14 protein-coding genes are annotated in these 13015 nt (G+C 41.1%); 8 read left to right on the forward strand and 6 right to left on the reverse strand.

What is annotated here, in order from left to right; all coding sequences use genetic code 11:
• Positions 1 to 74: 74 nt before the first annotated feature.
• The 4 genes from NQT65_RS08960 to NQT65_RS08975 all read left to right on the forward strand — a co-directional run bounded on the left by NQT65_RS08960 (position 75) and on the right by NQT65_RS08975 (position 6235).
• Positions 75 to 1322 (forward strand): exonuclease SbcCD subunit D C-terminal domain-containing protein, encoded by a 1248-nt coding sequence (locus tag NQT65_RS08960; RefSeq protein WP_256850994.1) that lies wholly within the window; start codon positions 75 to 77, stop codon positions 1320 to 1322.
• Positions 1319 to 4969, forward strand: a complete 3651-nt coding sequence (locus NQT65_RS08965) for an SbcC/MukB-like Walker B domain-containing protein (protein ID WP_256850995.1) — start codon at positions 1319 to 1321, stop codon at positions 4967 to 4969. Before NQT65_RS08960 ends, NQT65_RS08965 begins: the two co-directional genes overlap by 4 nt.
• 12 nt (positions 4970 to 4981) lie before the next feature.
• A complete protein-coding gene (locus NQT65_RS08970; RefSeq protein ID WP_256850996.1) occupies positions 4982 to 5638 on the forward strand; it encodes a class I SAM-dependent methyltransferase in 657 nt (218 codons plus the stop codon).
• A gap of 165 nt (positions 5639 to 5803) precedes the next feature.
• Complete coding sequence (locus tag NQT65_RS08975; protein ID WP_256850997.1) at positions 5804 to 6235, forward strand: hypothetical protein; 432 nt, start codon at positions 5804 to 5806, stop codon at positions 6233 to 6235.
• A gap of 106 nt (positions 6236 to 6341) precedes the next feature.
• Here the strand turns inward: NQT65_RS08975 and NQT65_RS08980 are convergent, their stop codons facing one another.
• Genes NQT65_RS08980 through NQT65_RS08990 form a run of 3 tightly spaced genes read right to left on the reverse strand, consistent with a single transcriptional unit; the run spans position 6342 to position 7751 of the window.
• Positions 6342 to 6734 carry an ACT domain-containing protein gene (locus NQT65_RS08980; protein ID WP_126009604.1) on the reverse strand — a complete coding sequence of 131 codons (393 nt, stop codon included), beginning with the start codon at positions 6732 to 6734 and terminating at the stop codon, positions 6342 to 6344.
• Positions 6735 to 6751: 17 nt separating this feature from the next.
• Positions 6752 to 7294, reverse strand: a complete 543-nt coding sequence (locus NQT65_RS08985; protein ID WP_126009606.1) for a DUF6942 family protein — start codon at positions 7292 to 7294, stop codon at positions 6752 to 6754.
• Position 7295: 1 nt separating this feature from the next.
• Positions 7296 to 7751, reverse strand: coding sequence for a YaiI/YqxD family protein (locus NQT65_RS08990; protein WP_256850998.1), 456 nt, complete (start codon positions 7749 to 7751; stop codon positions 7296 to 7298).
• Positions 7752 to 7871: 120 nt separating this feature from the next.
• On the opposite strand from NQT65_RS08990, the gene NQT65_RS08995 reads away from it, so the two are divergent.
• Positions 7872 to 8393 carry a lipocalin family protein gene (locus NQT65_RS08995; protein ID WP_256850999.1) on the forward strand — a complete coding sequence of 174 codons (522 nt, stop codon included), beginning with the start codon at positions 7872 to 7874 and terminating at the stop codon, positions 8391 to 8393.
• A 244-nt stretch (positions 8394 to 8637) separates the two neighbouring features.
• Here the strand turns inward: NQT65_RS08995 and NQT65_RS09000 are convergent, their stop codons facing one another.
• From NQT65_RS09000 to NQT65_RS09010, 3 genes are read right to left on the reverse strand one after another with little or no spacing between them, the layout of a single operon-like run.
• On the reverse strand, positions 8638 to 8973 hold the full coding sequence (locus NQT65_RS09000; RefSeq protein ID WP_256851000.1) for a DUF3325 domain-containing protein: 336 nt from the start codon (positions 8971 to 8973) through the stop codon (positions 8638 to 8640).
• Entirely contained in the window at positions 8970 to 10565 is a 1596-nt protein-coding gene (locus NQT65_RS09005) for a PepSY-associated TM helix domain-containing protein (RefSeq protein WP_138685446.1), read from the reverse strand. The genes NQT65_RS09000 and NQT65_RS09005 overlap by 4 nt, the downstream gene beginning before the upstream one ends.
• Positions 10562 to 10900: a hypothetical protein gene (locus tag NQT65_RS09010; RefSeq protein ID WP_126009613.1), complete on the reverse strand. Its 339-nt coding sequence runs from the start codon at positions 10898 to 10900 to the stop codon at positions 10562 to 10564. Before NQT65_RS09010 ends, NQT65_RS09005 begins: the two co-directional genes overlap by 4 nt.
• A 222-nt stretch (positions 10901 to 11122) precedes the next feature.
• On the opposite strand from NQT65_RS09010, the gene NQT65_RS09015 reads away from it, so the two are divergent.
• The 3 genes from NQT65_RS09015 to NQT65_RS09025 all read left to right on the forward strand — a co-directional run bounded on the left by NQT65_RS09015 (position 11123) and on the right by NQT65_RS09025 (position 12954).
• Entirely contained in the window at positions 11123 to 11479 is a 357-nt protein-coding gene (locus NQT65_RS09015; protein WP_006793291.1) for a VOC family protein, read from the forward strand.
• Between the two features lie 150 nt (positions 11480 to 11629).
• Positions 11630 to 12220, forward strand: a complete 591-nt coding sequence (locus NQT65_RS09020; protein WP_024033006.1) for a uracil-DNA glycosylase family protein — start codon at positions 11630 to 11632, stop codon at positions 12218 to 12220.
• Positions 12217 to 12954 carry a phytanoyl-CoA dioxygenase family protein gene (locus NQT65_RS09025; protein ID WP_256851001.1) on the forward strand — a complete coding sequence of 246 codons (738 nt, stop codon included), beginning with the start codon at positions 12217 to 12219 and terminating at the stop codon, positions 12952 to 12954. Before NQT65_RS09020 ends, NQT65_RS09025 begins: the two co-directional genes overlap by 4 nt.
• The last annotated feature ends 61 nt before the right edge of the window (positions 12955 to 13015 follow it).

The raw sequence follows: 13015 nt of genomic DNA on the forward strand, positions 1-13015 counted from the left end.
AAAGCCCTCCCGAGGCTTGCATCTTTACTTGCCTTGGGTATATTGGCGCTCTTATGGTTTTTTAAGAGCGCGATATGAAAGTTCTCCACACCTCAGATTGGCACCTAGGCCAACAATTTTATGAACATGACCGCCGTGATGAGCACGCTGCATTTTTTACTTGGCTACTTAGCACCCTTGTAGAGCAACACATAGATATACTTTTAGTTGCAGGCGACATTTATCATACAGCCACACCCAGTGCCAGCGCCGAAAACCAACTTTATCAATTTATAAAAGATGCTAAAAAGCGTTGCCCGCAATTGCACGTTGTTATTATTGCCGGTAACCACGACTCAGCAAATCGTATATTAGCGGCGCAGCCCTTACTTGCTCAGTTTGATACCCATGTAGTGGGGCGCTTTGAAGTAACCGACCCAGCCAATACCGTGATTGAAATAAATACGCAAAATAAACGCGCTGTAATCGTCGCTATGCCTTTTTTACGAACCAGCGATATAAGTTCACTTAGTCATACTAAAAACGGCCCTAGTTACGCACAAGGCGTTGAAAAAGCCTATCAGCTTGCACTTGATCACGCCTTTAGCATTAACGCGCAAAATTCGCCGTTAATTGTAATGGGGCACTTACATGCCAAAGGCGGTGATATTTCAAGTGACTCAGAACGTAATTTAGTGATTGGTGGGGAGGAGTCTATTTCGGCCAATGTATTTGGTAACAAGGCAGACTACGTAGCACTGGGGCATTTACACAAAGCGCAGCAAGTCGCTAAAAAAGACGTTATTCGTTACAGCGGTACGCCTATTCCTATGTCGTTTTCAGAGCGTAAGTACACACACCAAGTTAATGTAGTAGAATTTAAAAGTGATGAAAAACCAACTATTAGCACCTCTGTAAACCCCCTTTACATTCCACGTTCTGCTGAAGTAATTATTTTACCAAAAGGGGAGTGCGTGCCATTAAGCGAGTTATGCGAGCAAATTAAAGCGCTCGATACATCACAACATACTATTGCCCCTTATTTACGCGTAAAACTTAAATCAAGTGATACCGACACCACCTTTAGAGAACAAATAGAGCAAGCACTTGAGGGTAAACACGTAAAATTTTGCGGCATTGAGCGGGTACGAGAACAAACCATAGCAAGCGATAACAGCGCCGTATTTGAAGATTTAAGCGAAATTGAAATGCTCAACCCATTAAACTTATTAGAACAAGCCTTTGCAAACGACAAAGATATGGCCGGCCAAGCTGTACCAGATGAGCTAAAAACACTGTTAAACGATGTAATAAGTGAGCTGACGGAGCAAGAGCAACTATGAAAATAACCGCAGTTCGTATTCATAATTTAGCCTCAATAGTCGATGCCGAAATCGACTTTACTCAAGCTCCACTAAAAGACGCTGGTTTATTTGCAATAACTGGCGACACAGGCGCAGGTAAAAGCACTTTTTTAGATGCTATTTGTTTAGCGCTTTATACTAAAACAGCACGCTTAAAAGGCGATAAAGGCAATTTAATTGATTTTAACGGCGACAGTATAAAGCTAAACGATGCGCGTAACTTACTGCGCAGAGGCAAATGGGAAGGCTTTGCTGAGGTTGATTTTGTAGGCCAAGATAAACAATTATACCGCGCACGCTACGTTATTACCCGCACCCACAAAAAGGCAACAGGCAAGTTAAAAGTGGCTGAGCATACGTTACTAACCTTGCCCGATGAAACCCTAATAGCCGATAAAAGCCAAACTATAAAAGAAGTAGAAAACAAAATAGGGCTAAGCTTTGATCAGTTTTCGCGTGCGGTATTATTAGCACAGCACGAGTTTGCAGCCTTTTTAAAAGCCACAGGCGATGAACGCGCACAACTTTTAGAATGTTTAACTGGCACCGATAAATTTAGCTTAATAGGTAAACGTATTTTTGAGCGTAATAAAGCGCTAAAAGATAAATATGAATTACTTAATGCAAGCCTTGCAAGCTACACCTTGTTGAGCGATGACGAATTAAGTGCTAAGCAAACCCTGCGCGATGAGTTACTTAAAAAAATTGAGCAAACTAAAAAAACGCATGCAGCAACAGAGCAAAACTTAAATTGGTATAAGCAAGCAGCTAGCTTATCGCAGGCACTAGAACACGCAATAAAGCAGCAACAACACGCACAACAACAGCTTGATGCAATAGCAAAGCAAAGTGAGCAAGCTAAACAAGCACAAAGCGCCCTTGAAATAAAAGACAACCGCAAACGTCATGAGTACTTAACGGCGCAAAACAACGCACTTAGTACGCAAATAAGCGATTTAAAAGCGATTGACCATGCTGCGCTTATAAAAGAGCAGGCCGCAACACTTACAACAAAGCAAAGCGAGTTAAAAACAGCGCAAGAGCAAAAGCAAACGGCAGAGCCAATTATTGCAAAAGCCCGCGAGCTCGACAGCCAACTTGCTATACACGCACAAACTATTACAAGCCTGACTCAGCAAAGCGAAAAAGAGCAGCAGCAACTTAGCGAATTACAAACGCAGTACACGCAAAGCCAACATGCACTCGATGAGGCAACAAAACTCAGCACTGGGCATCAAACGTGGCTAAACGAGTACACGCAGCTTAAACCATTGGCTAATGATTGGAATTATTACCAACATAGCTTTAATACGTATTTAAGTGCCAATGAGCAAATAAAGGCAACCGCTTCGCAAAACCAACAGCTGTTAGAAGAGCAAACTAAACAAGCGGCGCTGTTAGCAGAGCAAACTAAAAAAGTAGAGCTGCAAGAGCAACAACTTGCGCATCAACAAAAAGATCTTAACCAGCTAAGTGAGCAACAACGCCAATTTAATATTGAACAATGCGATAGCAAACTTAAAAATATTGAATATTTAAAAGATCAGCGTTTGCGCTACCAACAGTTTAATCAAGAAATAAAACACAGCACACAACAACAAGCGGCGGTTGCGGCCAAGCTTGTACACAGTGAGCAAACGCAAACAACATTGCAACAAAGCTTAGCCTCGTGCGAGCAAGCACTTAAACACAGTGAATACGCATTAAACCAAGCTCGCCTGCGTGCCAGCGAAAACGTAGAGCATTTACGCACGCAGCTTACCCCTAACGAGCCATGTGTAGTGTGCGGGGCAAAAGAGCACCCGTATGCAAGCAGCCAAAACCCGCAATTAAATAACCTAATAGCCGATTTTGAAGCAAGTTATAACCAAGTTAAGCAGCAACACGATAGCGCCCAAGCTAAGCTGCATCAGCATCAAACTCAACATGCTGTACTTGTCACTGAGCACGCCCAATACAGCCAAGCCATACAGAGCGCACAGGCAAAGCAGCTAGAAATTAAAACAACAATGCAAGGGGCACGTACAGAGCTTAACGACTTAACAGCACAGCAGCTTGATGAAACATACGCCCAGCTCAGCAGTCAAAAGTCGCACTATTTTGAATCGCAAAAACAGCAAACAGCCCTGCAAGAAAAAGTAAATCAACTAATAAGTAACTTAAAAACCGAGCAACATACACAGCAGCAATTGCATAATCAGCATGTTGAATTAACCAATAAGCTTGGCCAAATAAACACTAAACATGCAGAGCTAAATACGCAAGTTAACGAGCTTACCAGCACCCTTAATGCACAGTTTGAGCACAGTGACTTTTGGCAGCAATTGCAAAACAACACGCTTAATATGAGCGATTTAAGCCAGCAGGTTGAGCAGTTCCAGCAAACACAGGTTCAGCTTGAACAAAGTCAAAAACAAATAGACAGCGCTAATCAGCAATTACAGCAACTCACACCGTTAATTGCTAAAAGTGAGCAAGCGCTTAAAGTTTTAAAAGACGATTTAGCCAAAGCGAAACAACTGCAAAACACCACACGCACAGAGCGCCTTGCTTTATTTAACAACGAGCCATTAAGTGCCGATGATTACCAAGCAAAACTTAATGCGCAGCTTGAGCAATGCCAAAAGGCGTTACATACAAGCCAACAAGCCCACGACAGCGCAATTAAAAAACGCGATGAACACGCTATAACACTCAAAAACATTGAGCAGCGCTTGGCAGAGCAAATTCAAGAGCAAAGTACACTTGAAGAGCGCTATAATGCCTGGTTTAACGACTTTAAAGCGCAATATAGCGAGGTAAATCACGAACAGATCGCTATTTTACTAACTCTGACTAGTGAGCAAATAAAAGAGCAATTAATGCAGTTTGAGCAGCGTTTAGCAGCACTTACAGACGCAAATGCAGCGCTTAAGCAACAGCAAAAGGCGCAAACAGATCACCAAAATACTAACAAGCCCGAAAAAAGCGAAAGCCAATTAGCAGAGCAAGAAACGACCTTAGCCAATGAGCAAACTGAGCTACAAAATAGTTTGCTTGGCACTAATACCGCGCTTGAGCAACACAATCAAAACGCCAAAGCACTTAAAGGCAAACACGCTGAACTTGCTACCCTTAAAAAGCAGGTAGAGCAGTGGCACGTGCTTAATAAAGTATTAGGGGATGCAACCGGTAAAACCATGCGTAATTTAGCGCAAACACAAACCCTTAAAATATTGCTGCATTATGCTAACAGCCATTTAAAAACCCTCAATAAACGCTACGAGCTTACTGCCATTGCGCAATCGCTCGATATAGCCATTATTGACCGCGATATGGCCGACGAACAACGCTCGGTTAATACGCTCTCTGGTGGTGAATCTTTTTTAGTATCACTAGCACTGGCATTAGGGCTTGCATCGCTTTCTTCAAATAAAGTGCAAATCAACTCTTTGTTTATTGACGAAGGGTTTGGTACGTTAGATAGCGAAACACTCAGCGTTGCTATGGACGCACTCGACTCATTACAAGCACAAGGCCGTAAAGTAGGGGTTATATCGCATGTGAGTGAAATGAGTGAACGCGTAGCCACGCAAGTACATGTAAGTAAAAAAAGTGGTGGATACTCCACTGTTGAAGTCTTATAAAGGAGTTAAAAAATGCCAACATTCACAGGCGAGCAAGCAACGCATTACAACGACCGCATTACCCGTTTAGTCCCAGGTTATGAGCTATTGCACCAACTTACTAATGCTCAACTTAAAGCAACCCTTAAAGATAACGCACATATTTTAGTCGTGGGCGCAGGCACAGGCAAAGAAATACTCGCCCTTGCCGCACTTAACCCCACTTGGCAATTTACCGCGCAAGATACCTCAAGTGATATGCTCGCAATTGCTAAACACGCGTTTGAAGAGCACGGCATAGCAAAGCGCGTTAATGTTATTGAAGGCGAGCTTGATAAGCTATCTACCAAGGCCGATGCGGCGCTATGCCTACTCGTAATGCACTTTTTAAAAGACGACGGCAGCAAAAAGCAGCTATTAAAAAATATTAAAGCTAATTTAAATAAAGGCGCAAACTTATTTATTAGCGATTTAATGAAACCCGAAACCGACTTTGAGCGCGAAGCACAAATTTCTGTGTGTGCCGATTTAGGCTTAAGTGATGCAGGGCAAACCTACACAGCTCAAAACTTAGACAGTGAATTTTACCCACTTGATAGAATGCGCTTTAGCGAGTTACTTAACGAGTGCAAATACGGTATTCCTAAGCTTTATTTTAAAGCGCTTGGTTTTAGCGGATACGTTGTTTAATAGTATAAAATTTAAATAACATAACCCAAAACACCGAGTATGCATACTCGGTGTTTTATTTTATACACATCCTTACATTTCCTGACAGCAACAAACAAACTTCTTACATCTTTTATATGCGTTGCTACTTATTATTTCCCTATTAAATATTAACAGGGACTCAACATGAAAAAGTATCTTATCGCAGTATTACTACTCTCAGGCTGTGCATCGCAAGGGGTAGATCGAAACAATCAAAACCAAATAATTAAACGTTACTACGCATCGGTAGAATCAATGCAACCCGTCACACTTTCATCTGAAGTAGGCACAGGCATAGCAGCTGGCGCCGGGTTTGGCTTTGTCGATAACTTAGATGGCAACAGCGAAGAAATGCTCGGCGGAGCAATAATTGGTGGGTTAGTGGGAGGGTTATTTACCGCATTATTTGAAGGCGGTAACGATGCCTATCAATACAATTTATACGCAGCTAACGAAGGCGAATTTACTATTATTCAAAAGCAAAAACTCGATAAAAACACGCAATGCGTGATAGTAAATGCAGGCGATACAGTAAAAATTGAGCCTGTAGCGCACCACTTTTGCAATCAAAACTAATTAATACCAAAAGCCGATACTGCAATATCGGCTTTGTGTTTTACATAAGCATAGGGCGCATCCCACTAAATACGTGTTACTCAGATCAGGTTTATATCAACTACCTTTAACCAATCTCACCAAGTGCTTTCATCGCAGCCTGCGCTTTATCGGTTTGTATAAAAATATGGTCGTGATAAAACGCAGCTACTACGTTAGCGCTAATATTATGCTCGGTTAATTTGGCCGATACCGCAGCGGTTAACCCAACAGCCTCAAGGCTTGAATGCACATTAAGGGTAATTAAATTATATTTAGCTTCATAAGTAATACCGGCTTTATCTGCGGTATCTGCATTTAAAATAAGGGTTAGGCCTTCTTCTTCAACGTAACTGGCAAGCGGGTTTAAATGAACGTAGTCAGCAAGGTTGCCTGCTAAACAACAAAATATGTATTCACCTTGTTTAAGCTCGGGGTTCATTGATTTTAATAACGTATTTAGCTCTAAAATTCCCGCCATGTTGAGTCCTTACATTTTTAATTAGATGTTTTAAGCTTGGCAACTAGCTCGCTTAATCGGGCTATTTTAATATTACTTAACTGCCGGTAATCAAAGTACGGGCACACGATAATGTTATTCGTTGTATCAATTGCAAACTCATCGTCTAACCAATTAAATTGCGCATTAAGCTTACCTTGCTGTAATAAGTTTTTAGCATGGGTCCGCCCAGCAATAATATGCAGTTGATTTTTATTTGTGGCGTTAATAATGGGGGCACTAAATAACAGCGCTGTTTTACTGTTTTTTTGCAGTAAAAATGTATCGCGATATGCTTGCCAGCTAGCGGCTTGTTTAGCAAAGCTGTAATGCTCACTCGGTAGCGCAAACAACACTTTAGCGTATACGTTAAACACTTTACGCCAGCCATTCCCGCAGTGCTGGTTTATGGTATTTATTTGCTCGTTTATTACAGGCTCAACACTGTGTAGGGTTGCAAAGTAAGGCATAGGCGGCGCTTTTGCCACATAAACGCCTACGCTAAAGGCTTGCTCACCTAAGCCAATTAGTTGCTCACTCACACTAGCTCGCCTTTTTTTGCGCTAAAATACGGTCGAGGTTATTGGCAAAATTTTGGCGGTCGGTTTGGCTAAGCGGTGGTGCCCCGCCACTCATTTCTACGCCGCTTGAGCGCATGGTATCCATAAAGTCGCGCACGTTTAATAACGAGCGAATATTCTCTGGCGTGTAAAGCTCACCACGCGGGTTAAGTGCTTGGCCGCCGTTATCTATAACTTCACTGGCTAGCGGTATGTCGCCAGTAATAACTAAATCGCCTTTTTCTACGCGTTTTACTATTTCGTTATCGGCCACATCAAACCCGCTCGAAACCTGTACGCGGCTTATAAATTTTGAAGGCGGAATACGCATTGCATGGTTAGCTACTAAAATGGTTGGTGTTTGCGTGCGCTCAGCGGCTCTAAAAAGTATTTCTTTTATTACCACAGGGCATGCGTCGGCATCTACCCATATTTTCATGCTTAAATCTTTTAATTGCTCTAGTATTTAGCTGATCCTATAGCAATTTATTTTAATCGGCTAGCAAACTTTATTGGCTTAGAGCCGTATAAACAACATCACTTTTAAAAAGGAGCTTTCATGAAGGCCATTACGACTATTTTACTCATTACAGGGTTATTTTTACTCACCGCCTGCACAAGCGCACCAGAGGGCATTACTCCGGTTAAAAACTTTGACTTAGATCAGTACAAAGGTAAGTGGTACGAAATTGCCCGCCTTGATCACTCATTCGAAGAGGGTATGGAGCAAGTAACCGCGACTTACACCGTAAATGACGATGGCACTGTAAAAGTGCTCAACAAAGGTTTCATAACTAAAGAGCAAAAGTGGGATGAAGCACAGGGCTTAGCTAAATTTGTAGAAGGGACTGACACAGGCCATTTTAAAGTCTCGTTTTTTGGCCCATTTTATGGTGCTTACGTTATTTTTGAATTAGACCATGACGACTACCAATATGCGTTTATTACAAGTTATAACCGCGACTTTTTATGGTTTTTATCGCGTACACCTACCGTTAGTGACAAACTTAAACAACATTTTATAGCTAAAGCAAACAAACTAGGCTTTGCTACAGAGCAAATTATTTGGGTTAAACAGTAGGTTATTTAGCTATGTAAAGGGGCTTTACAGTTGTTGAGCAAATGATTGTTACAGCTGTAATAAAACGATCACTTCACTGTAAGGTAAGTTAAATATGTTCGGGCTATATTAGCTGCACTTGCAACGAGACATGCAAGTGTTGGACATACTGAATATCCCCCTATTGTTGGCAAGCTTTATAGCTTGCCATTTTTTTTGCCTAAAATTAATGGCTTACTTTGGATCAGATTTTTACTAACTAAAGTTAATTTACTACCAGTAATAGCCCTGATAAGCCAATCAGTAACATATTTAAAAAGCTAAATGGCTTAATCAACTTTTCTATAAAATTATAAAAAATCGTTATAATTAATACACTTAGCCCCATAAAGCCACAAAAAAGTAAAGCACCGTATCCCTGCTGCGTAACCACACAGAACAATAAACTTAGTAAAATACTGATCCAGGCAACTATTAGCAGCAAATTACTTTGCAGCTTAGAGGGACGCTTTGTAAACACCGTTTTAAAATGCGCTGGTTTTGCCAAAGCAAAACCATTAAAAGCAAACAAACAGAGGCTAAAGCTAAGTAAATCAATCATGCTTTTTGCCTCTTTTTATTATTGGCTAGGTTATTAGCTGTTTTTTTAGATGCACTAGAAGCAGTACGTAATTTTTCGGTTTGTACTAAAAACAGTATGCTAAACAGTAAAAATACCGCATCGAAAATAAACAAGGCCCATTGTTTATTAAGTAAGTAGCTCACTATATTGCCCTGTGTGGTGAACGCATTTATTGCCGGTACACTCAAACACGCGAGGGCATTTATGGCTGCCATTACACGCCATTGCAGCCTATCACGCTTTAAAAGTGCCATAACGGCAACCACTAACCATGCTAAAAAGAACGCTGTAACTTCTTTTTCACTACGTCCTGCTACGGTCGGGCTAAGTAACCTATTGGCAATAAAAAAGGCGCAAGTAGCCAGTGGTAAGCCCATAATGGTGGCAAGGTTTAAACCTTCGACTAACTGTAAGCCAAATGAGGCTTTACCCTTATTACGCTCGCGTATGCGTTTAGCCCACATTATGCAGCCAGAGCCAATCATTACGCAGCCTGCAATTCCGCCAAGTACGTATAACCAGCGCAGTAAAGGCGTAGCAAAGCGCCCTGTATGCATAGAGTTAAGTGATTCATAAAGTGCTTTACTACTGCTAAGTTCGTCATCAGTTTGTGCAACTAACTCGCCCGTAGCACCACTAAACAAAAGCCGTGGAGATTGATCGCGAAGCGCCTTTGCAGGGCTTACCAATACCGTTACTGTTGAAGCGGCCATATTCGGTTTACTAACCTGAACACGCGTAATATCTGCACTAGGCCACTTAGTATAAACTTGATCCAAAATAGTGTTTATAGGGAGCAATTCTGCACTGCCTTGGGCGTTATTAGTCACGTTATTGCTAGGTGTTGCATCGTTAAAAAAGCCACGCATGCCCTTGTCGTACGTCGTTAACGCAGGGTAGGGGAACAACATAAATATAAGCGTAATAATGCCTGTGTAGGTAATCATTAAATGAAACGGTAGGGCAAGTACCGAGCTTAAATTATGCGCATCTAACCAGCTACGAGTCCCTTTATTGCGCCTAAAAGTAAACATATCTTTAAATATGCGCTTATGAATAACCACGCCCGAAATTATTGCCAGTAGCATAAAAAAGCTGGCAAAACACACTACCCAGCGCCCTGTTATGGCATCTAAATAATAAAGCTGATAATGCAACCGATAAAAAAAGTTACCGCCTTTACTTTCAACAAAAGGAGGCAGCGCTTGCATGGTGTTTGGGTTTAATTGGGTATTTACAAACTGGCTGCGGCGCTGCCCTGGCTCTTTAGGTTTTGCATAGCCATATACCAAATACGGTATTCGCTCTTCGGGCAAGGTAATACGCCAACTAGGGGAATTTTCAGCGTGCTGATTTAAATATTCAAAGCCATTAATAATTTGCTGCCTTTGCGCGGCCACTCTGTCGGTTTGGGCTTGCACATTGTGTATAGCCGGCTGATTCCACAAGTTTATTTCGTCTCTAAAAAAGCTCGCTGTGCCTGCAAAAAATATTACGTAAATAATCCAACAGGTAAGTAAGCCCACCCAGGTATGTAGCCAGGTCATCGACCTAAAAAAACTGTCTTTCATAGCCAACCCTTCAGTAATGCCAATATAGCAACAAAAAAACCTGTACTTAGTAAAATACTGATCCAAACAGTTTTTAACGACTTAACCGAAAACGCATAAATAAACACTGCGGCGTAAATTAAAATACTGATAGACACACACAGTAATACGGCATCTTGCTTAGGAATGGGCAGCAGTACACTTAATAATGAAATACACGCTGAGGTAAATGCATAGCCACCCACTATGGCAATAATAAAACGCAAAAATACTAACACTCTATAGCTTTGGGCCACTTTTAAAAGCGCAGCTAGGTTAGTTCTTGTAAAAGGTGCTATGTGCAGAGGTGCCTGCATAATTAACAAATCCCTTATTCAAATACGAGGATAAAAATAAGGCGTTATTATAAAGCTTACAAATACAAAAGATAGCGATTCTCATTTGTATATTCTAGTTAATTTAACATTAGTGCCTAGCATGTTAGTAAAATACTGATCTCTGCTATTTTAGGGTTATTGCTTAGCTAATAACGAAGGTTTACAGTGGTCAATACTGGCAAGCCAATGAGTAAATTTAAAATGAGCAACCACGAAAAACTAAATTATGTAGAGTTTCCCGCGTGCGATTTAACAGCTACAAAAAGCTTTTTTACTAACGTGTTTAACTGGCAATTTACCGACTATGGCCCAGAGTATACGGCATTTAGCGGCCAGGGGCTTGATGGTGGCTTTTTTAAAGCACCGCTTAAATCACTTACTCAACATGGGGCCGCACTGTTGGTGTTTTACAGTAACGACATTCACGCTACCTATAAAAAAGTAGCGCAATATGGCGGCAAAATAGTAAAACCTATTTTTGAGTTCCCCGGTGGCTGCCGATTTCACTTTACCGAGCCCAGTGGTAACGAATTTGCCGTATGGTCAGAAAAACAATAAATATATCAAATAATTAGTTGTTATTTTCAAGTGAGATCACGATTTTACCAACTAATAACTAATTTGAGTAAAATAAACCGATTTTTTACCAACTCATTAGGTCTAAATGGCCATTTAGAACAAAACTTAAGCATTTAAGGCCAGATTTATATGGATCCGATCAATTTAATTGAGCAAGTTAGTAAATGCGTGATCTGTGAACCTCATTTACCGTTAGGTGCTCGCCCCGTTATACAATTTAATGCCAATGCGCGTATTTTAATTGCCGGCCAAGCACCGGGCATAAAAGTACACGAAACTGGCAAGCCCTTTAACGATGCCAGCGGAAACCGCCTACGCGAATGGCTTGGGCTAAGTGTTGATGAGTTTTATGATCCGCAAAAAATAGCTATTTTACCTATGGGCTTTTGTTACCCTGGTAAAGGTAAGTCGGGCGACTTACCCCCGCGTAAAGAATGTGCACCTGCTTGGAGAGCGCAATTACTGGCCGCTCTGCCAAATTTAGAGCTTACAATCGTGCTTGGTAAATACGCGCAGGCTTATCATTTACCGCATACTAAAAACAGGCCCTTAACCGAGTTAGTAAAATCGTGGCGTGAGTATTGGCCGGAGCATTTGGTGCTACCACACCCAAGCCCACGCAATAATATTTGGCTTAAAAAGAATCCATGGTTTGCACAAGATGTACTGCCAGAACTTGCTGAACGTGTTGCTGCAATATTAAATAAAGAACCACAATGAACAACTATAAATCAAACGGTTATATGCTTGTAAAGGGGCTTTACAGCACCGAAGAGCTAAATAAAATTAAGCTCCTAGTTAATGCCTTTCATACACAGTGGAAAACTAATAACCGTGAGTTTTATCAATCCCGTGCAATTAATAGCTCGGGCATAACAAATAGTGAGTATTTAACGGCGCAGCAAAACGAAGCCTTATTTAGTTTAATAGCTGATAACAAATTAATTAAGCGTGTAAAAAAGGCGATTAGTGAGCCACTGTTTTTAAATACTCAGTTATTTTTTAATCCCGTTAATGTTACACAAAAAAATTATTGGCATCGCGATATGCAATACCATTTAAATGTGCAAGAGCAACAAGCTGCGTTAAACGGGCCCGACGTAGTGCACTGCCGGTTAGCCCTTGAAGACGAACCAGGTATAGAGCTTGTGCCCCACTCGCATAAAAATTGGGATACACTAGAGGAGCTAAATGTACGTCTTGCAAAAAATAATAAGCTGCCAAGCGATAACTTAACTACAGGCAAAACAATTAAACTAAATGCAGGAGACTTACTGTTGTTTTCAGCCAATATGATTCACCGAGGCTTATACGGCAAAAACCGTTTAGCACTGGATATTATTTTTTGCGAAAATGCACCACAGCTTACTGCCTTTATCAATGCAGCAAACACCCCAAACTCGGCAATCGCAAATAAAACCGCTAATCCACAGATATTTTTTAACCCACTTTAAACCCGTTATAACCCCTCTTTTAAACGACACTTTTTCGCTTAACTATAAATATTATTAATAG

The organism is Pseudoalteromonas agarivorans (assembly GCF_024518735.1).
Classification (GTDB): domain Bacteria; phylum Pseudomonadota; class Gammaproteobacteria; order Enterobacterales; family Alteromonadaceae; genus Pseudoalteromonas; species Pseudoalteromonas atlantica.